The following is an 18,115-nucleotide window of genomic DNA, read 5'->3' on the forward strand; positions in this document are numbered from 1 at the left end:
AGATGCGGGGTCGCAACCTATATAACAGGCATGCGTCCGCAAGACATCCTGCTGCCAGTTGCCGCCGGCCTATGCTGCAAGCCGGGCGGCTTCCATATCGACCCTGTCCGCCCGGTCGAGCGGGCCGTGATCACCCACGGCCATTCCGACCATGCCCGCGCCGGCCACGGCACGGTGCTGGCGACGCAGGAAACGCTGGACATGATGCGGCTGCGCTATGGCGAGAATTTTGCCGGCTCGACGCAGGCGATCCGCTATGGCGAGGAGATCCGGCTCGGCGACGTCAGCGTGAAGTTTCATCCGGCCGGTCATGTGCTCGGTTCGGCGCAGGTCGCGGTGAGCTGCAAGGACACCTGCATCGTCGCCTCCGGCGACTACAAGGACGCGCCCGACCCGACCTGCACGCCGTTCGAGCTCGTGCCCTGCGACGTCTTCATCACCGAGGCGACGTTCGGCCTGCCGGTGTTTCGCCATGGCGATGCGGCCGACGAGGTCAAGAAGCTGCTGGCGTCGGTGGCGCTGTTTCCGGAGCGCGCGCATCTCGTCGGGGCCTATTCGCTCGGCAAGGCGCAGCGCGTGATCGCGCTGCTGCGCCAAGCCGGTTACGACGCGCCGATCTATCTGCATGGCGCGATGGAGAAGATCACGCATTACTATCAGAGCCGCGGAATCGAGCTCGGCGAACTCAGGCCGGTGAAGGGCGTCAAGAAGGCGGCACTTGCCGGCACCATCACGCTGGCGCCGCCCTCTGCGACGTCCGATCTCTGGACCCGGCGGTTTCCCGATCCCGTCACGGCCTTCGCCTCCGGCTGGATGCGGGTGCGCGCCCGCGCGCGCCAACGCGGCATCGAGCTGCCGCTGGTGATCTCGGATCACGCCGATTGGGACGGCCTCACCGCCACGATCGCAGCGACCGGCGCCGGCGAGATTTGGGTCACCCACGGCCAGGAAGACGCGCTGGTGCACTGGTGCCAAAGCAAGGGTTTGCGGGCCCGGCCGCTCGATCTGGTCGGCTATGGCGACGAGGAGGAGACCGAGACGCCGCTCGCTGATGAGGCCGAGGCATGAACCGCTTCGCCGAACTTCTCGACCGCCTCGCCTACGAGCCCGGCCGCAACAACAAGCTGCGGCTGATCACCAGCTATTTTCGCGAGGTCGCCGATCCCGACCGCGGCTACGCGCTGGCCGCGCTTACCGGCGCGCTCAGCTTCAAGCACGCCAAGCCCGCGCTGATCCGCGACCTCATCGCCTCGCGCACCGATCCGGTGCTGTTCGGGCTGTCGTACGACTATGTTGGCGATCTCTCGGAGACGGTGGCGCTGATGTGGCCGAAGCGGAGCGCAAGCAACGACGAGTCTTTTCCGAGCCACCCCTCTCCCCCGCCCTCCCCCACAAGGGGGGAGGGAGCCCAGTTGCGCGCGCCGCTGTCAGTGAGCGCGACAACTGACAGCCATTTCCAAAGTGATGGACGCACGGCTCTCTCCGTTCCCTCCCCCCTTGTGGGGGAGGGTCAGGGAGGGGGGTACCGCGGGCGAGATGCCAGCGATGCTCTCCATCCGAGCAACCACAACAACCCACCGCCCCCGATACTCACCGAGGTCGTCACCACGCTACGCACGCTTGGCAAGACCGAGCTACCAAAACAGCTCGAGCGCTGGCTCGACGAGTTGGACGAGACCGGCCGCTGGGCGCTGTTGAAGCTCGTCACCGGCGCGTTGCGCATCGGCATCTCCGCGCGCCTGGCCAAGACCGCCGCCGCGGCACTCGGCGACAAAGATCCGCATGAGGTGGAGCTGATCTGGCCCGGTCTCGCGCCACCCTATCTCGACCTCTTCGCCTGGCTGGAAGGCCGCGGCGACAAGCCGGTCAATCGCGATCCCGCCCCGTTCCGTCCCGTCATGCTGGCGCACGCGATCGAAGACACCGATTTCGCGGCGCTCGATCCCGCCGACTACATCGCCGAATGGAAATGGGACGGCATCCGCGTGCAGGCGGTCGCCGGCCGCGACGAGCACGGCCACATCACCGCGCGGCTCTATTCGCGCACCGGCGAGGACATCACCGGCAGCTTCCCGGACTTCGTGCCGTCGCTGCGGCTACCCGGCGCCATCGACGGCGAGCTTCTGATCCTGCGCGAAGGGCGTGTGCAGAGTTTCAACGTTCTGCAACAGCGACTCAACCGCAAGGTTGTGTCTCCGAAGCTGATCAAGGAGTTTCCGATTCACCTGCGCGCCTACGATCTGCTCGGCGACGATGAGAATGATCTGCGCGAATTGCCGTTCGCGGAGCGTCGCGAGCGGCTTGAGACCTTCATCGGCAAGCTTGATGATCCCCGCATCGATCTCTCGCCCACCGTGCCGTTCGCAAGTTGGGAGGCGCTGACAGCCGCACGGGCCGATCCCGCGAGCGCCGGTGCGGGCGAAGATGCGGACGCCGTCGAGGGCGTGATGCTGAAGCGGCGCGATGCGCCCTATCTGCCGGGCCGGCCGAAGGGACAGTGGTGGAAGTGGAAGCGCGATCCGCACATCATCGACGCCGTGCTGATGTATGCGCAGCGCGGCCACGGCAAGCGCTCGTCCTTCTATTCCGACTACACCTTTGGCGTCTGGACTGAAGGCGACAACGGCGACGAGCTGGTGCCGGTCGGAAAAGCCTATTTCGGCTTCACCGACGAGGAGTTGCTCCAGATCGACCGCTTCGTGCGTCGCAATACCACCGAAAAATTCGGCCCCGTCCGCCACGTCGTGCACGAGGGCGACAAGGGGCTGGTGCTGGAGGTCGCCTTCGAGGGGCTGCAGCGCTCGCCGCGGCACAAATCCGGCGTCGCCATGCGCTTTCCCCGCATCAGCCGCTTGCGCTGGGACAAGCCGCCGCGGGAAGCCGACCGGCTGGAAACGCTGGAAAAGATGCTGAAAGCGGAAGCGGCGGAGATTGATGCTTAAGAAGCCCTGGGCATGCGCTTGCCCGAATTAAAATCCCGTAACCCGATTGACGCCCCCTCACGGGTTCCCCATGTCCCCCGCCGTGCCCTATGGTAGGGTCGAATCCCCTGAGGAGTTTGAGATGGCCCACGACGTCAGAGATTTGCCGGCCGGCCGCGCTGACGGCCTGAACCGCTTTCTCGGCGGCTCGCCGCTGGCGGTCGCGTTTCGCCTGGTGCTGCTCTCGATCCTGGTCGGCGTCGTGCTGGCAGCGATCGGCTTCGATCCCTGGAATATCATCTACAGCATTCGTCTCTTGTTTCAGCGGCTGTGGGATCTCGGCTTCGATACCGTGAACTGGCTGTGGCGCTACTTCCTGCTCGGCGCTGTGATCGTGATTCCGATCTGGCTGCTGATGCGCGTTTTCGGCGCGCCTCGCAGGTAAGTCGTTACTTTTGAGCATGATCTTGTCGGAAAACCGCTTCACACTGTTCCGGATCATGCTCTAGGGAGCCAGCGGCGGATGCAATTGCGCTTTGTCGGCTGCGGCGACGCCTTCGGATCCGGCGGCAGGCTCAACACCTGCTTCCACGTCTCGGGGCGCGAGGCCAACTTCCTGATCGATTGCGGCGCGTCGGCTCTGCCGGCGCTGAAGCGGCTCGAGATCGACTGCAACGAGATCGACCTCATCCTGATCACGCATTTCCACGGCGACCATTTTGCCGGGCTGCCGTTTGTCCTGCTCGACGCGCAATTCTCGCGGCGAACGCGGCCCCTCACGATCGCCGGTCCCAAAGGCATCGAGACGCGGCTGCGTGCGGTGATGGAGGCTCTGTTCGAGCATTCCTCGACGACGAAAAAGCGTTTCGAGCTGTCGGTCGTCGAGCTCGCGCCGGAGCAGAGCCAAAGCTTCGGCGCGGTGGCGGTGACGCCCTATCCCGTCGTGCACGGCGAATCGGGCGGGCCGTTCCTCGCCTATCGCGTCGAAGCCGAGGGCCGCACGCTGGCCTACAGCGCCGATACCGAATGGACGGAGACGCTCATTCCGCTGGCGCATGGCGCGGACCTTTTCATCGCCGAAGCCTATATGTACGAGAAGGTGGTCAAGAATCACCTCAGCCTGAAGACCTTGGAACAGCATCTTCCCGAAATCGGCGCAAAACGCCTCGTCCTCACCCATATGAGCGAAGACGTGCTGTCGCGCCTTGACGACATCGCCCATCTCACCGCCGAAGACGGCATGGTGCTCGTGTTCTGAGATGCACGCACCCGTTCACTTGAAGATCGGTTCCCGTCAGGTCTTCGCCATCGCAGGTCCCGCGATGGTCGCGAACCTCACCACGCCGCTGATCGGCGTGGTCTCGACCACCGCGATCGGACGGCTGGACGATGCCGCGCTGCTCGGCGGCGTCGCCATCGCGTCCGTCATCTTCGATTGCCTGTTCTGGCTGTTCGGATTCCTGCGCATGAGCACGCTCGCTTTCACGGCGCAGGCGCTCGGTGCCGGCGAGACGCGCGAGCTGACCGCGATCCTGGTGCGCGGCCTGATCGTCGCCGGGTTGGTCGGGATAGCCCTGATCGCGCTCCAACTGCCGCTGGCCGCCGTGCTGTTCGACCTGATGGGCGGCAGCGAGGGCGTCACGCGCGCGGCAAAAACCTACTTCGTGATCCGGATCTGGTCGGCGCCGCTGGCGCTCGCCAACTACGTCATCCTCGGCTGGCTGGTCGGCCAAGCCCGCGCCAATCCGGCGCTCGCGCTCCAGGTCGTCATCAATCTCGTCAACGCGGCGGCGACGATCCTGCTGGTGCTGGTCTACGACACCGGCATCGCGGGTGCTGCGATCGCGGCGCTGCTGTCCGAAGCGGCCGGATTCGGGCTCGGCGTGATGGTCTGCCGCCGTTATGCGGACGGCGGGTTCGCGGTGCCATACGCAGAGCTGTTCGACCGGGCCAAGCTGATGCGGCTGCTGGCGGTGAATTCCGACATCCTGATCCGCACCGCGGCGCTGATCGCCGTGTTTCTGTTTTTCACCGCCAAGGGCGCGCGGGCCGGCGACGTCACGCTGGCCGCCAATTCCGTGCTCAACAATTTTCTGCTGGTCAGCGCCTTCTTCCTCGATGGTCTTGCCAACGCAGCCCAGCAGCTTTGCGGCCGTACGCTCGGCGCACGCGACGCCAGGGGATTTGCGGATTCGACCCGGCTGGTGCTGCTATGGGGGCTCGGCTTCGCGCTGGTCGTGTCCGCGCTGTTCGCTCTGTTTGGGCCGAACTTGATCGATTTCATGACGGCGAGCGAAAGCGTCCGTCGCGGCGCGCGGGAATTCCTGCCGTTCGTCGTGCTTGCGCCCATCCCCGGCGTGTTCGCCTTCGGCTTCGACGGCATCTATATCGGCGCGACCTGGGCGCGCGAGATGCGCAATCTGATGCTGGCCTCGCTCGCGATCTTCCTCGCCACATGGTGGGCGCTGCAATCGTTCGGCAATGCCGGGCTGTGGAGCGCGCTGATCGCCTCCTATGTCTCGCGCGGCGGCTTGCAGGCCGCGCGCTATCCGGCGCTGTACAGGAAGACGTTTTCGAAGCAGTCGCTGTAACTCGTAGCCCGAATGGAGCGAAAGCGTAATCCGGGGCCTTCGCGTCCGCGGATAGAATCCCGGATTGCGCTTCGCTCCATCCGGGCTACGCGGCGAAGAGCTACATCCCCGGCCAGTCTTCCGCCGTCAGCGTAGCTGCGTCGGAGCCGACGATCTCGGAGAGAGAATCCCGCCCCGTGCGCAATAGGGTCGAGGTGAGGTCGCGCTTGATCTCGTCGACGAGGCCGAGGCCCTTGTAGACCAGCGACGAATAGAGCTGGATCAGGCTCGCGCCGGCGCGGATCTTCGTCAGCGCGGCGCCGCCCGAATCCACGCCGCCGACGCCGATCAGGGGGAATGCGCCCTCGACGCGCACATAGGTCTCCGCGACCATCCGTGTCGACAGCCGGAACAGCGGCCGGCCGGACAGGCCGCCCTGTTCCTTGGCGCGCATCTCCTCGCGCAGCGTGCTCGGCCGCGCGATCGTGGTGTTCGACACGATCATGCCGTCGACCCGGCGCGAGCGCGCGACCTGCACGACGTCATCGAGCTGGGCGAGGCTCAAATCCGGCGCGATCTTGAGCAGCACCGGCGTGTCGCCGGCGCTCTCGCGCACCCGCTCGCGCGCGTCGATCACCCTGGCGAGGAGATCGTCGAGCAGCGCGCCTTCCTGCAGATTGCGCAGGCCCGGCGTGTTCGGCGAGGACACGTTGACGGTGAAATAGCTCGCGACCGGCGCAAAGGTCTCGATCAGCTTAACGTAATCATTGACCCGATCGGGCGAATCCTTGTTGGCGCCGACATTGACGCCGACGATGCCGCCGTGCTGCGCGCGCGCCGCGAGCCGGCGCAGGGCTGTCTCCGCGCCGTCATTGTTGAAGCCCATGCGGTTGATCACGGCCTCGTCGCGCTCGAGGCGAAACAGCCGCGGTCGCGGATTGCCGCTTTGCGGCTTCGGCGTCACCGAGCCGATCTCGACGAAGCCGAAGCCGAGCCGCAGCAGCGCATCCGGCACTTCGGCACTCTTGTCGAAACCCGCGGCCATGCCGATCGGATTGGGGAAGTTGAGCCCGAACGCACGCACCGCAAGCTTGGGATCATCAGCGTGCGGCTTGCCCGGCGGCAGGAAGCGCAGGCCCTGGATCGCGAGGCGATGCGCATCCTCGGGATCGAGCCAGCGCAACACCGGCAGTGAGAGAGCGTCGAAGGCGCGGATCACGGGGCAAGCTCCGGAACGTCGTGGCCGCCGTCGGAGCGCGTGTTGAGGTTCATCACGGCAATCACCGCGCCGAGATCGAGCTCGCCATAGAGATGCGGAAACAGCTCCTCATTGCGCGAACGCTCCCAGCGCAATGCGCTGCCGAGCGCATCGCCGTCGACCTCGACCAGGAACAGCGCGCGCTGCCCGACATAATGCTTCTGCAGGGTCTCGGGAACCTGGGCAGCGGTGGAGAAATGGATGAATCCGTCGCGCGAATCGTCCGCGCTGCCGCGGTAGACACCCTGCCGTTCCGCCTCGCGCCAGGCCGAGGCCGGACAGATTTTGTAGATCTTGACCACCGCTTACGCAGCCCTGTTTGCCCGTGGAGACAGCTCTTTGAGTCTCTTGGGGATTTTCGTCTCTCGTGGGTCTTTAAATCCCGGGCGGGACCGTAAAGGCCACCCCTGCCGAACTCAAGACTTAGACGCCGCCTCTTGCACGAAAAGCGGAAAACCGGTTGATTTGAGGATAGTTTTCCTGAGTTGCGACGGGCTGGACCTTCCATGGTCAAGCAGGCCAAAGCGCAGAGGATGCTCACCCACGACCAGATCTGGGGTGCACTGGATCGGCTGGCGGAGCGTGCCGGGCTGTCGCCGTCCGGCCTCGCCAAGCGCGCCGGGCTCGATCCCACCACCTTCAACAAGTCCAAGCGCGTCACCTCCGACGGCCGCGAGCGCTGGCCGTCGACAGAATCGATCGCGAAAGCGCTGGCGGCGGCAGATTCCTCGATCGACACCTTTGCCAGGCTGGTCGGCGACGACGCGGGCGGCGGCCGCTCGGTGCCGCTGCTCGGCTTCGCGCTGGCAGGCGCGAGCGGCGCCTTCGACGAGTCCGGCTTTCCCGTCGGCAAGGGCTGGACCGAATTTGCCCTTCCCGCCGCCGAGGGCAACCACAGCTTCGCGCTGCAGATTACCGGCGAAGCGCTTGCACCCGCCTATCGCGACGGCGACATCATCCTGGTCGCGCCCGGCGCGCCGATCCGCAAAGGGGATCGCGTGGTGGTGAAGACTAAGGCGGGCGAGGTGACGGTGGCGACGCTGAAGCGCCGCACGGCAAAGGCTCTGGATTTGCAGCCGCTCGATCCCTCCCAGGCCGAGCGGACGATGGCAGCGAGCGAGGTCGGCTGGATCGCGCGGATCGCGTGGGCAAGCCAGTGATCGCGTCTCGCCTGGCAGCCTTGCGACTCAGCATCTCTCTCGCATAGGTTGCCGCCACTCATTGCCGAGCAAATTCATGTTAGGGGGAATATGATGAATCGCCGTCACGCATTGAAGGCCCTCGCGGGTCTTGCGCTTTGTCCGCTCTGCAAGCCGGCCTTCGCCGCCGAAGGTGCGCATTGGAGCTATGAAGGCGCCGGCGCCAAATGGGGCGAGCTCGACGCGGCCAACAAGGCCTGCGCGGTCGGCCTGCAACAATCGCCGATCGACATCGAGGCGACGGTCAAATCGCAATTGCCCGCGCTGAAGCTGAACTGGGGCAAGAGCGCCGACACCATCGTCAACAACGGGCACACGATCCAGCTCAACTTCAGCGAGGGCAGCACGCTCACGCTCGGCGACGTCAAATACAAGTTGCTCCAGGTGCATTTCCACCGCCCGAGCGAGCACATGATCGGCGGCAAGAATTTTCCGATGGAGGCGCATTTCGTCCATCGCAACGAGGCCGGCGGGCTCGCCGTGGTCGGCGTGCTGATGGCCGAGGGCAAGCCGAACCCGGCCTTCGGCAAGATCGTCAAGACCATGCCGGCCGCGGAAGGCCCCGCCGTGAAGGCGGATACGACCATCGATCCCCACGCCATGCTGCCCACGAGGCTCAGCTACTTCCGCTATCCCGGCTCGCTGACGACGCCGCCCTGTTCGGAAGTGGTCGAATGGCTGCTGCTGACCAACCCGATCCAGGTGTCGGCCACCGACGTCGCCGCGTTCGCAAAGCTCTATCCGATGAACGCGCGCCCGGTGCAGAAGGACAACCGCCGCTACGTGCTGCGCTCGATCTGAGCGGGGGCTGAAGGTCCGAACCCAACCAAATTGTCGTCCCGGCGAAGGCCGGGACCCATAACCACAGGGAGAAGTTGGGCGGAGGATCGAAGTTGCGCTTCGGTACGACGACCGTCGCTACCCGACAGATCACGCGGTATGGGTCCCGGCCTTCGCCGGGACGACGTGGTAGAAACATCCCGTTCCTACAACACCGCTACGCACTCCGGGCCAGCGCGCCGTCGATCATGTTCACCGCATTCTGCACGCCATACACCGCGACGAAGGAGCCGAAGCGCGGGCCCTTTTCCTGGCCGAGCAGCACCTGGTAGAGCATGTTGAACCAGTCGAGTGTCACGCCGGGACGGCCGTCCTTGCCCTTCTTGACCTGATCGAGGAACGGCTCGCGGCGGCCGATCTCGTAGACGACGTTCTGGATGTCCTCGGCCGAAGCGTCCTGCGGAAGCTGCGATAATGCATCCCGCAAATCCTGCAGCGCCGCGCGCTCGGTCTCGGTCGGTTCGCGGAAGGTCTTCGTCGGCGCGACGAAGTCGCGATAATAATTGATGGCATAGCCGACCATTGCGTCGAGCTTGGGATGCGTCTGCGGGCTCACGCCGGGCCGATAGCGGCCAATGAAACCCCACAGCGTCTCGGCATTCTCCGCATTCGACGACGACACCAGCGTCAGCAAGAGCTGGAACGTGACGGGCATGTCGAACTTCGGCGGATGGCCGCTATGGACGTGCCAGACCGGATTGCCGAGCTGCTGCTTGGCGTCCTGCTTGGCAAAACCGTCGATGAACTGCTGGTAGTCGTCGACGTTGCGCGGGATGACGTCGAAATACAGCCGCTTGGCCGCCTTCGGCTCGCGATACATGAACAGCGACAGCGATTCCGGCGAGGCGTAACGCAGCCATTCGTCGATGGTGAGGCCGTTGCCCTTCGACTTCGAGATCTTCTGGCCCTTGTCGTCGAGGAAGAGCTCGTAGTTGAAACCTTCCGGCGGCGTGGCGCCGAGCGCCCTCGCGATCGCGCCGGAGAGTTTGACCGAGTCGATCAGATCCTTGCCGGCCATCTCGTAATCGACGCCGAGCGCGACCCAGCGCATCGCCCAGTCGGCCTTCCATTGGCACTTGACGTTGCCGCCGGTGACGGGCGTCTCGACTTCCTGGTTGGTATCGGGATCGAGATAGGTCACCGTGCCGGCTGCAACTTCGCGGCGGATCATCGGCACCTGGAGCACGACACCCGTGGTCTTGCTGATCGGCAGAAACGGCGAATAGGTCGCGCGGCGGTCGGGTCCGAGCGTGGGCAGGATGATCGCCATCACCTTGTCGTAGGCAGCTAACATCTTGAGCAGCGTCGCGTCGAAACGGCCGGACGTATAATAGTCGGTCGAGCTCGCGAATTCGTAGTCGAAGCCGAAATGATCGAGGAAGGCGCGCAGCCGCGCATTGTTGTGGTGCCCGAACGACGGGTACTCGTTGGAGAACGGATCCGGCACGCGCGTCAGCGGCTTGCCGAGATGCGCGGCCAGCATCTCCTTGTTCGGCACGTTGTCGGGCACTTTCCGAAACCCGTCCATGTCGTCGGAGAACGCGAGCAGGCGCGTCTTGATCTTGTTCTCGGTCAGCACATGAAAAGCGTGCCGCACCATCGAGGTGCGCGCCACCTCGCCGAAGGTGCCGATATGCGGCAGGCCTGATGGCCCGTAGCCGGTCTCGAACAGCACCTCGTCCTTCGGGCTTTTCTTCAGCCGCGCGACAATGGCCTTCGCCTGCTCGAACGGCCAGGCGTTGGATTGTTCGGCGAGCGCACGCAGATCGCTCGGGTTCGCGGCAAGATCGATAACGGACATCTAAGGGGCCTCCGGGCCGCGGAAAATAGCGATTTCCGGGCAGAATGCAATTTTGCGGGGCGGGCAACCGCACCCACCGTCATTGCGAGCGAAGCGAAGCAATCCAGAATCTTTCCGCAGAAACAGCCTGGATTGCTTCGTCGCTGCGCTCCTCGCAATGACGACGAGGAGCCAGCGAAGCTAAAACGGGCTCACCGAGAAATACCGCAGCCACAAATCCGTGTAGCGGCCCTTTTCCCAGACGCGAAACATCGCCCAGTTCAGGGCCTGACGCAGCACGTCGTTGCCCTTGCGCACGGCGATGCCGATGCCTTCGCCGAAGAAACGGCTCTCGACGAAGGGACCGCCGGAGAAGGCGCAGCAATCGCCGGAATCGGTGCCGTTGATCCAGAACGCGAGCGCGATGGCATCGCCGAAGATGAAATCGACCTCGCCCTTGCGCAAGGCGGCGCGCACGGCATCGTCGTTGGGATAGGAGTGCAGTTCGGCGTCCGTGAACATCGCCTTGAGATAGGCTTCATGCGCGGAGCCGGCGATGACGCCGACCTTCTTGCCTTCGAGATATTCGGGCCTGATCTCCGGCATCACTGCGTCCTTGCGCGAAGCGAAGCGCGCCGGCACGCGATAATAGGGATCGGTGAAGTCGACCCGGGCGCGGAGCTGCGGGCTCACCGCCATCGAGGCGATGATGGCGTCGCCGCGGTTGGAGGCGAGTGCATCCACCAGCGTCTCGAAGCGGCGCATTTGCACCGTGCAGGTGACCTTGATCTCCTCGCAGAGAGCGCGGGCGAAGTCGACGTTGAAGCCGGCGGGATTGCCGTCGGCGCCGGTATAGTTGAACGGCGGATAGTCGGTCTCGGTCAGGAAACGGATCACGGTCAGGCGCGACAAATCCGGCCGCTCCGGCCGCCGCCGCGGGTCCCAGAAGCCCGGCACGGCCTGCGGCGCCGCCTGGGGCGCGACCTGAGGTGAGGCTTGCGGCGCCGCTGGGGGCTGCTTGGCCGGGGCCTGCGCCTGCGCGCATGGCGCAGCAACGAGCAGGCAGACGCCGGCGACCAGCCCGGTCAGCAAGCCACGGGCGGATTTGGACGATTTCGCCTGTTGCGATGGAGCCATCGGCTGAAAATGAACGAATTTCGTTGGGATCGGAGGGCCTTATAGCCCATCCGGCCGGGAACGCGAGCGCGGATTGCAGCTAATAGGGGAGCCTACAGATACCGCTTCAACTCCACCGCGGCCTCTTCCGGCGTGCGCTTCAGGTTGAACGGCGAGACGAAGCGGCCGTCGCGGTCCATCAGATAGATCAGCGCGGTGTGGTCCATGGTGTAGTCGCCGTCCTTGGTCGGGACCTTCTTGGCATAGACCCGGTAGGAGGTGATCACCTTGGCGGTCTCGGCAGGATCGCCGCTGAGGCCTTCGAGGTGCGGGTCGAAGCTCGACAGATAATCCTTCATCGCCGCCGGCGTATCGCGCTCGGGATCGACCGAGATGAAGACGGCATTGACCTTGTCGGCGTCCTTGCCCATCGCGCGCAGCACTTCCGAGATCTCGAACAGCGAGGTCGGGCAGACGTCGGGGCAATGGGTGTAGCCGAAGAAGATCAGGGTCGGCTTGCCCTTCAGGTTCTTGTCAGTGACGGCCTTGCCGTTCTGGTCGGTGAGCTGGAACGGGCCGCCGATCGCGGCCGGCTGCACCACCTTGCCGACCCCGCCCATGGCCCAGAATACGATCAGGAGCCCAAGGACGAGGCTTGCGGCGAAGGCGGTCGCGATCACCAGCGGACGGGCGGCGGAGCTCATGGGCGAAAAACTTCCTGTCGCGGGTCAGAAGCAGGCGGCGAAACCGGTCCTGATCATTTCGAAGAACACCTGGCTGCCGTAGTGGAACCAGAGCGCGAGCGCCCCGAGCACGACCAGGCCGCTGACGCCAGCACCCGCCAACAGCAGCACGACCGGCATCCGGCCGGCAGTGGGCGAATTGTCCGATACGGGATGGGCGGGGTGCAGTGGTTGAGCCATGACAACGATCGGTGAAGGGTTCCCTGCCGTTCAAATAGGCGCTGGGACTGGGCCGGGCAAGCGCGGTGGGCGGGCGGGGGGTCGTATGGTGGGGAGGATCTCCGTCATGCCCGGCCTTGTCCCGGGCATCCACGCACTTCTCGCCGGCCCAAAAACGTGGATGGCCGGGACAGGCCCGGCCATGACGAAAATTCAGGTTAGACGAAGCGAGCGCCTGCCGCGGTCTATCTTGGCGACGGCTTGTTGGCCGAGGCCTGCGCGTCGAGGTAGCAGGGCTTGTACATGGCCTGGAGCTGCCTGCCCTTCAGAAAGAGCATATGCGGGGTGAGGCCGCCGCGCTGATTGATCCAGCGCTTCACCTGCGAGGGATACATCGCATAGAGCATCTGGGTCGCTTCGGTATTGGTGACGGCGCGGCCGTTGCTGCCGAAATCCCACGCTGCGTGGAAACCCAGTGTCGCGTGCGAGGTCACGCAAATGCGGTCAGGCGGGATGGCGCCGAGGACGATGGTGCAGGCAGAGGCGCAGAGACCGTCGATGATGACGGTATCGCCTGACTGTCGCAGGTCCTGGTATTTGTCGACGTAGGTTCCGATTCGGCCGCCGCGGTCATCCGCGATCCGAACCACTGCCTGAGAAGCGCCCATGCTCGCGATCAGGAGAACCGCCGCAAGCAACCCCGTCAGAAACTTCATTGGCCCCCGCCCCAGTCGAATTCGAATCTGTGTGTCAGGTGGTGATGCCCTGCTAGGGTCTGTCGTAACCGCGGTTTTGTCTAGGCATGCCGGCTCGTTCAAAACAAATTCAAATCCAGTGTTGCGCCGGCGCTGCACTCGGGCGCTCTTTTTCCCGAAGTGGAACAAGTTAACGATGTCTTACGCGCCACACTCTTGATCTCAGTTGCAACCGCCGGCTTCAATCCGGGCAACTACAGGGGGGAACCTGTGGAGGGGGAAACACATGCAGGGGAAAACACATGGCCGAACGGATGACTGAAGAGACTGACGTCATCGTTGTCGGCGCAGGACTGTCGGGCCTCGTGGCCGCAACCGAGATTGCGGATGCCGGCAAGCGCGTGATCGTGGTCGACCAGGAGGGCGAGCAGTCGGTCGGCGGCCAGGCGTTCTGGTCGTTCGGCGGTTTGTTCCTGGTCGATTCGCCGGAGCAGCGCCGACTCGGCATCAAGGACTCCTTCGACCTTGCGATGCAGGACTGGCTCGGCACCGCCGGCTTCGACCGTGACGAGGATTTCTGGCCGCGCCAATGGGCCGAGGCCTATGTGGCGTTCGCGGCCGGCGAGAAGCGCGCTTGGCTGCGCGCGATGGGCCATCGCATCTTTCCCGTGGTCGGATGGGCCGAGCGCGGCGGCTATGACGCCATGGGCCACGGCAATTCAGTGCCGCGCTTTCATGTCACCTGGGGCACCGGGCCCGGCATCGTCGAGCCGTTCGAGCGCCGCGCGCGCGAGGCCGTCAAAAGCGGTCGGCTGACCTTTCGGTTCCGCCATCGCGTCGATGCGCTCTCGATCACCAACGGCACGGTGGATGGCGTCCGCGGCGCCATTCTCGCCCCCGACAATGTCGAGCGCGGCAAGAGCTCATCGCGCAACGTCGTCGGCGAGTTTGCGTTGAAGGCGCAAGCCGTGATCGTGGCGTCCGGCGGCATCGGCGGCAATCACGAACTGGTCCGGCAGAACTGGCCGAAGCGGCTCGGCGAGCCGCCGAAATTCATGATCTCCGGCGTGCCCGAGCATGTCGACGGCCGCATGATCGGCATCACCGAGACATCAGGCGCGCGGCTGATCAACCGCGACCGCATGTGGCATTATGTCGAAGGCATCCAGAACTGGTCACCGATCTGGCCGCGCCACGGCATCCGCATCCTGCCCGGCCCCTCCTCGATGTGGTTCGACGCCACCGGCACGCGCTTGCCGGCGCCGCTCTTCCCCGGCTCCGACACCCTCGGCCAGCTCCAATACATCATGTCCACCGGCTACGAATATTCCTGGTTCATCCTGACCCAGAGCATCATCAAGAAGGAGTTTGCGCTGTCGGGCTCGGAGCAGAACCCCGACCTCACCGGCAAAAGCTGGCGCATGACGATCAAGCGCGCCACCAACAAGGGCGCGCCGGCGCCGGTGGAAGCGTTCAAAAGCCATGGTGTCGACTTCATCGTGCGCGACAAGATCGAGTATCTCGTTGCGGCCATGAACAAGCTGGTCGGCAGCGACCTCCTCAAGCTCGAGCACATTAAGATGCAGATCGAGGCGCGCGACCGTGAAATCACGAACCCTTACGTCAAGGATGCGCAGGTGATGAACATCCACAATGCGCGGCGCTATATCGGCGACAGGCTGATCCGCACCGCCTCCCCTCACCGCATCCTCGATCCCGCGCAAGGGCCGCTGATCGCGGTCAAGCTCAACATTCTCACCCGCAAGACGCTGGGCGGTTTCGAGACAGACCTCTCTTCGCGTGTGTTCGGCGATGAGGGCAGCGTCATCCCCGGCCTCTATGCAGTGGGCGAAGCCGCCGGCTTCGGCGGCGGTGGCGTGCACGGCTATCGCTCGCTGGAAGGCACGTTCCTCGGCGGCTGCCTGTTCTCGGGCCGCAATGCGGGCCGCGCCGCGGCGCAGGCCGTGGGCTAGACCATGCGGGGGGGGATGCGCATCGCGGCGTTTGTTGCGGCATTGGCCGCCGCCCCGGCTGCGTCCGCCGATACGATCGACATCGACGGCGTGAAGCGGTCCTACGCTGTGCAATTGCCGGCAAAGCGGCTCGTGCCGCTCGTGGTCGTGCTGCATGGCAAGACCCAGCGCGGCGCCGACATGATGACGCGGACGGCGTGGCCGCAGGTCGCAAAGCGCGAAGGGTTCGCCGTGGTCTTTCCTGATGGCCTCAACCACGCATGGGCCGATGCGAGGACCAAGGCCGGACCGGCGCTCCGTGGCCCGCCCGCAGGCACCGACGACGTCGCCTTCATCGCCAAACTCGTCGAGAAGCTGGTGGCGAACGGCACCGCCGACCCTCGCCGCGTCTATGTCGCCGGCATCTCCAATGGCGGCGCCATGGCCATGACGCTGGTCTGCGCCCGCGCCGATCTGTTTGCTGCCGGCGCGAGCGTGAGCATGAACCTCACCGATGAGGCCGCGGTCACGTGCCATCCGTCGCGGCCGCTGCCGATGCTGCTGATGAACGGCACGGCCGATCCGCTGGTCCCCTACGAGGGCGGCCGCGGATCGAGCTATTATGCCGCAGACGGTTTCTGGTCCACCGACGAGACGCTTGCGTTCTGGCGCAAGCTCAACGGCTGCGAGACCGACAATTCCGACGTGACCGATCTGCCCGACAGGGCGCCCACAGACCAGTCCACGGTGACACGGATCTCCTCGCGCTGCCCTGAGGGGCACGACGTCGTGCTTTATCGCATCAATCAAGGCGGTCACCGCATGCCCGGATTTTCTCCGGATGCCCGCTTCCCGAAGGTCGCCGCCAGCTTGCTCGGATCGCAGAACGGCGACATCGACGCCGCCGAGACGATCTGGACGTTCTTCGGCCAGTTTCCTTGAAGCGCAACACATGCATGGCCAGCGACGCATGCGTGCCTGGCAACGCATGCGTGCCTGGGGTGGCACGGGGCAAGCCGCTGCGCTAGACAGGGCCGCCATTCAAAGGAGACCCCCAATGAGCATTCAGCGTCTTGAATCCGGCCCGCGCATGAGCCAGGTCGTCGTGCACGGCAACACCGTCTATCTCGCCGGTGTCGTCGCCAACAACGCCGCCGGCGAAAGCGTGACGAAGCAGACCCAGGACATCCTGGCGACCATCGACAGCCATCTGGCCAAGGCCGGCACCGACAAGTCGAAACTGCTCTCGGCCACGATCTACATCACCGACATGAAGACGTTTGGCGAGATGAACGCGGTGTGGGACGCCTGGGTCTCGCCCGGCAACACGCCGGCACGCGCCACCGTCGAAGCCAAGCTCGCGGCAGCACAATACACCGTCGAGATCATGGTCACGGCGGCGAAGTAACCGCGGAAAATTCACGCGCGCTGATGACCTCAGAGGTAATCGATCAGCGCGCGTGAACCTTCGATAGTCAGGTCAGCCGAACGATACGGCGCCATCGAAGGAGACGACAATGACCGACCCCATCACCATCGCCCGCCGCTACATCGATCTCTGGAACGAACGTGCAGCCGGCCGCCGGCGCGAACTGCTGAGCCAGAACTGGACAGCGGATGCGAGCTATGTCGATCCCCTGATGAAGGGTGACGGCCATGACGGCGTCGACGCGCTGATCGCAGGCGTGCAGCAACGCTTCCCCGACTTCAAGTTCAAGCTGATCGGCGAGCCCAACGGCTACGGCGACCATGTCCGCTTCAGTTGGGGTCTTGGTCCTGATGGCATCGACAGCCCGATCAAGGGGACGGATTTCGCCGTGCTGAAGGACGGCCGCATCAGGAGTATCACGGGATTTCTGGACCAGGTGCCTGCGGGTGCGTGAGCGCGCGCTGATCGTTGCTGCGCCCTCTCCCCTTGTAAGGGGAGAGGGCGAGCTTTCGCTCGTCGCACAAGTTAATTATTCGCGCTCGCGGAATCGTCCATCGCCTTGAAGGCTTCCTCCAGTTGCAGCGAGATCGGCACGTTCAGCCGTTCGCCGGTCGGAAGCCGTGCGGTGAACCATTTGTTGTAGAGCGGAACGAGGTCGTGGTTGGAGCCGAGCTTGCGGAAGGTGCGATCGACCACCGCCGCCAGTTGCGGTTCTCCCTTGCGGAACATGATGCCGTAGGGGTCGTAGGACAGGTAATCGCCGGTGACGCGGAATTTGTCCTGTGCCTTGTGGCGCACGATCAGGCTGGACAGCAGGATATCGTCGGTCGCGAACGCGTCGGCCTTGCCGTCGACGAGCATCTGGTACGACTGCTCGTGATCTGCACCGACAACGATGGTCAGTCCCAGCGAGGACTTCTTGTCGGCCGCCTGGATCGCCTGCTCGTTGGTGGTGCCCTTCGTCACCACGATAGTCTTACCCTTCAGATCAGTCAGTGACTGGACGCTGGACGCCTTCGGCACCATCAGCTTGGTGCCGGCGACGAACATCAGCGGCGAGAAGGCAACGCGCTTGCCGCGCTCGGCATTGGCCGTGGTCGAGCCGCATTCCAGGTCGATCTTGTTCTGGAGCACGGCGTCGATGCGGTCATCCGAGGTGACCTTGACGTAGGCGATCTTGAGATTGGGATCGTCGACCTCGACGCCGATCTCCTCGACGATAGCCTCGCAGAGTTCGAGGCTGTAGCCGATCGGCCGGTTGGCCTGGTCGAGGAAAGAGAACGGCGGCGAGCTCTCGCGATAGCCGAGCCGCACGGTGTGCGCGGTCTTGATGGCTGACAGCGTCGGGCTAAGCCCTTCGCTGCCACCGGTCTGGGCGGAGGCACCCGTTGCCAGCTGGCACGCTGCCAGCAGCAGGCCGCCCGGTATCGCCATTGAAAGGCGCATGATGCAC

General features: G+C 64.8%; 19 protein-coding genes. 11 read left to right on the plus strand and 8 right to left on the minus strand.

The genetic code is table 11. The features are described from left to right. Positions 1–30: 30 nt before the first annotated feature. The 5 genes from ABIB66_RS24890 to ABIB66_RS24910 all read left to right on the plus strand — a co-directional run bounded on the left by ABIB66_RS24890 (position 31) and on the right by ABIB66_RS24910 (position 5,512). Positions 31–1,068 (plus strand): ligase-associated DNA damage response exonuclease, encoded by a 1,038-nt coding sequence (locus ABIB66_RS24890; protein WP_354207571.1) that lies wholly within the window; start codon positions 31–33, stop codon positions 1,066–1,068. Next, positions 1,065–2,942 carry a cisplatin damage response ATP-dependent DNA ligase gene (locus tag ABIB66_RS24895; protein WP_354207569.1) on the plus strand — a complete coding sequence of 626 codons (1,878 nt, stop codon included), beginning with the start codon at positions 1,065–1,067 and terminating at the stop codon, positions 2,940–2,942. The genes ABIB66_RS24890 and ABIB66_RS24895 overlap by 4 nt, the downstream gene beginning before the upstream one ends. Positions 2,943–3,063: 121 nt before the next feature. Next, positions 3,064–3,366, plus strand: a complete 303-nt coding sequence (locus ABIB66_RS24900) for a DUF6460 domain-containing protein (RefSeq protein ID WP_354207567.1) — start codon at positions 3,064–3,066, stop codon at positions 3,364–3,366. 78 nt (positions 3,367–3,444) lie between these two features. After that, positions 3,445–4,179 (plus strand): MBL fold metallo-hydrolase, encoded by a 735-nt coding sequence (locus ABIB66_RS24905; RefSeq protein WP_354207565.1) that lies wholly within the window; start codon positions 3,445–3,447, stop codon positions 4,177–4,179. A gap of 1 nt (position 4,180) precedes the next feature. Beyond that, positions 4,181–5,512: an MATE family efflux transporter gene (locus tag ABIB66_RS24910; RefSeq protein WP_354207563.1), complete on the plus strand. Its 1,332-nt coding sequence runs from the start codon at positions 4,181–4,183 to the stop codon at positions 5,510–5,512. A 100-nt stretch (positions 5,513–5,612) separates the two neighbouring features. On the opposite strand, the gene ABIB66_RS24915 is transcribed toward ABIB66_RS24910, so the two are convergent. Further along, positions 5,613–6,710: a quinone-dependent dihydroorotate dehydrogenase gene (locus tag ABIB66_RS24915; RefSeq protein WP_354255980.1), complete on the minus strand. Its 1,098-nt coding sequence runs from the start codon at positions 6,708–6,710 to the stop codon at positions 5,613–5,615. Continuing rightward, positions 6,707–7,051, minus strand: coding sequence for a DUF952 domain-containing protein (locus ABIB66_RS24920; protein ID WP_275174600.1), 345 nt, complete (start codon positions 7,049–7,051; stop codon positions 6,707–6,709). The genes ABIB66_RS24915 and ABIB66_RS24920 overlap by 4 nt, the downstream gene beginning before the upstream one ends. 204 nt (positions 7,052–7,255) lie before the next feature. Here ABIB66_RS24920 and ABIB66_RS24925 point away from each other — a divergent pair, with 204 nt between their 5' ends. Beyond that, positions 7,256–7,909 (plus strand): S24 family peptidase, encoded by a 654-nt coding sequence (locus ABIB66_RS24925; protein WP_354255983.1) that lies wholly within the window; start codon positions 7,256–7,258, stop codon positions 7,907–7,909. Positions 7,910–8,002: 93 nt separating this feature from the next. After that, on the plus strand, positions 8,003–8,749 hold the full coding sequence (locus ABIB66_RS24930; protein WP_275174606.1) for a carbonic anhydrase: 747 nt from the start codon (positions 8,003–8,005) through the stop codon (positions 8,747–8,749). A gap of 196 nt (positions 8,750–8,945) precedes the next feature. Here the strand turns inward: ABIB66_RS24930 and ABIB66_RS24935 are convergent, their stop codons facing one another. The 5 genes from ABIB66_RS24935 to ABIB66_RS24955 all read right to left on the minus strand — a co-directional run bounded on the left by ABIB66_RS24935 (position 8,946) and on the right by ABIB66_RS24955 (position 13,302). Beyond that, positions 8,946–10,589 carry a lysine--tRNA ligase gene (locus tag ABIB66_RS24935; RefSeq protein WP_354255986.1) on the minus strand — a complete coding sequence of 548 codons (1,644 nt, stop codon included), beginning with the start codon at positions 10,587–10,589 and terminating at the stop codon, positions 8,946–8,948. Positions 10,590–10,769: 180 nt separating this feature from the next. Further along, positions 10,770–11,705: a transporter substrate-binding domain-containing protein gene (locus tag ABIB66_RS24940; RefSeq protein ID WP_354207556.1), complete on the minus strand. Its 936-nt coding sequence runs from the start codon at positions 11,703–11,705 to the stop codon at positions 10,770–10,772. Between the two features lie 92 nt (positions 11,706–11,797). Then, complete coding sequence (locus tag ABIB66_RS24945; RefSeq protein ID WP_354207554.1) at positions 11,798–12,388, minus strand: SCO family protein; 591 nt, start codon at positions 12,386–12,388, stop codon at positions 11,798–11,800. A gap of 24 nt (positions 12,389–12,412) precedes the next feature. Then, positions 12,413–12,607 carry a hypothetical protein gene (locus tag ABIB66_RS24950; RefSeq protein WP_354207552.1) on the minus strand — a complete coding sequence of 65 codons (195 nt, stop codon included), beginning with the start codon at positions 12,605–12,607 and terminating at the stop codon, positions 12,413–12,415. Positions 12,608–12,831: 224 nt separating this feature from the next. Then, positions 12,832–13,302, minus strand: coding sequence for a Clp protease/crotonase-like domain-containing protein (locus ABIB66_RS24955; RefSeq protein ID WP_027515230.1), 471 nt, complete (start codon positions 13,300–13,302; stop codon positions 12,832–12,834). 293 nt (positions 13,303–13,595) lie between these two features. On the opposite strand from ABIB66_RS24955, the gene ABIB66_RS24960 reads away from it, so the two are divergent. From ABIB66_RS24960 to ABIB66_RS24975, 4 genes are all read left to right on the plus strand, one after another. Further along, on the plus strand, positions 13,596–15,254 hold the full coding sequence (locus ABIB66_RS24960; RefSeq protein WP_354207928.1) for an FAD-binding dehydrogenase: 1,659 nt from the start codon (positions 13,596–13,598) through the stop codon (positions 15,252–15,254). Positions 15,255–15,257: 3 nt separating this feature from the next. Beyond that, positions 15,258–16,175: an extracellular catalytic domain type 1 short-chain-length polyhydroxyalkanoate depolymerase gene (locus tag ABIB66_RS24965; RefSeq protein WP_354207550.1), complete on the plus strand. Its 918-nt coding sequence runs from the start codon at positions 15,258–15,260 to the stop codon at positions 16,173–16,175. Between the two features lie 115 nt (positions 16,176–16,290). Then, on the plus strand, positions 16,291–16,641 hold the full coding sequence (locus ABIB66_RS24970; protein ID WP_354207548.1) for a RidA family protein: 351 nt from the start codon (positions 16,291–16,293) through the stop codon (positions 16,639–16,641). Positions 16,642–16,750: 109 nt separating this feature from the next. After that, positions 16,751–17,116, plus strand: coding sequence for a nuclear transport factor 2 family protein (locus ABIB66_RS24975; RefSeq protein ID WP_027569996.1), 366 nt, complete (start codon positions 16,751–16,753; stop codon positions 17,114–17,116). Positions 17,117–17,187: 71 nt separating this feature from the next. On the opposite strand, the gene ABIB66_RS24980 is transcribed toward ABIB66_RS24975, so the two are convergent. Beyond that, positions 17,188–18,108, minus strand: coding sequence for an amino acid ABC transporter substrate-binding protein (locus ABIB66_RS24980; protein ID WP_354207544.1), 921 nt, complete (start codon positions 18,106–18,108; stop codon positions 17,188–17,190). Between the last annotated feature and the right edge of the window lie 7 nt (positions 18,109–18,115).

The organism is Bradyrhizobium sp. F1.13.3 (genome assembly GCF_040548265.1).
In the GTDB taxonomy this organism is placed as follows: domain Bacteria; phylum Pseudomonadota; class Alphaproteobacteria; order Rhizobiales; family Xanthobacteraceae; genus Bradyrhizobium.

Coding starts and splice junctions, on each gene's coding strand:
- ABIB66_RS24890 (WP_354207571.1), top strand. CDS start 31: ATGCGTCCGCAAGACATCCTGCTGCCAGTTGCCGCCGGCCTATGCTGC.
- ABIB66_RS24895 (WP_354207569.1), top strand. CDS start 1,065: ATGAACCGCTTCGCCGAACTTCTCGACCGCCTCGCCTACGAGCCCGGC.
- ABIB66_RS24900 (WP_354207567.1), top strand. CDS start 3,064: ATGGCCCACGACGTCAGAGATTTGCCGGCCGGCCGCGCTGACGGCCTG.
- ABIB66_RS24905 (WP_354207565.1), top strand. CDS start 3,445: ATGCAATTGCGCTTTGTCGGCTGCGGCGACGCCTTCGGATCCGGCGGC.
- ABIB66_RS24910 (WP_354207563.1), top strand. CDS start 4,181: ATGCACGCACCCGTTCACTTGAAGATCGGTTCCCGTCAGGTCTTCGCC.
- ABIB66_RS24925 (WP_354255983.1), top strand. CDS start 7,256: ATGGTCAAGCAGGCCAAAGCGCAGAGGATGCTCACCCACGACCAGATC.
- ABIB66_RS24930 (WP_275174606.1), top strand. CDS start 8,003: ATGAATCGCCGTCACGCATTGAAGGCCCTCGCGGGTCTTGCGCTTTGT.
- ABIB66_RS24935 (WP_354255986.1), bottom strand. CDS start 10,589: ATGTCCGTTATCGATCTTGCCGCGAACCCGAGCGATCTGCGTGCGCTC.
- ABIB66_RS24940 (WP_354207556.1), bottom strand. CDS start 11,705: ATGGCTCCATCGCAACAGGCGAAATCGTCCAAATCCGCCCGTGGCTTG.
- ABIB66_RS24945 (WP_354207554.1), bottom strand. CDS start 12,388: ATGAGCTCCGCCGCCCGTCCGCTGGTGATCGCGACCGCCTTCGCCGCA.
- ABIB66_RS24950 (WP_354207552.1), bottom strand. CDS start 12,607: ATGGCTCAACCACTGCACCCCGCCCATCCCGTATCGGACAATTCGCCC.
- ABIB66_RS24955 (WP_027515230.1), bottom strand. CDS start 13,302: ATGAAGTTTCTGACGGGGTTGCTTGCGGCGGTTCTCCTGATCGCGAGC.
- ABIB66_RS24960 (WP_354207928.1), top strand. CDS start 13,596: ATGACTGAAGAGACTGACGTCATCGTTGTCGGCGCAGGACTGTCGGGC.
- ABIB66_RS24965 (WP_354207550.1), top strand. CDS start 15,258: ATGCGGGGGGGGATGCGCATCGCGGCGTTTGTTGCGGCATTGGCCGCC.
- ABIB66_RS24970 (WP_354207548.1), top strand. CDS start 16,291: ATGAGCATTCAGCGTCTTGAATCCGGCCCGCGCATGAGCCAGGTCGTC.
- ABIB66_RS24975 (WP_027569996.1), top strand. CDS start 16,751: ATGACCGACCCCATCACCATCGCCCGCCGCTACATCGATCTCTGGAAC.
- ABIB66_RS24980 (WP_354207544.1), bottom strand. CDS start 18,108: ATGCGCCTTTCAATGGCGATACCGGGCGGCCTGCTGCTGGCAGCGTGC.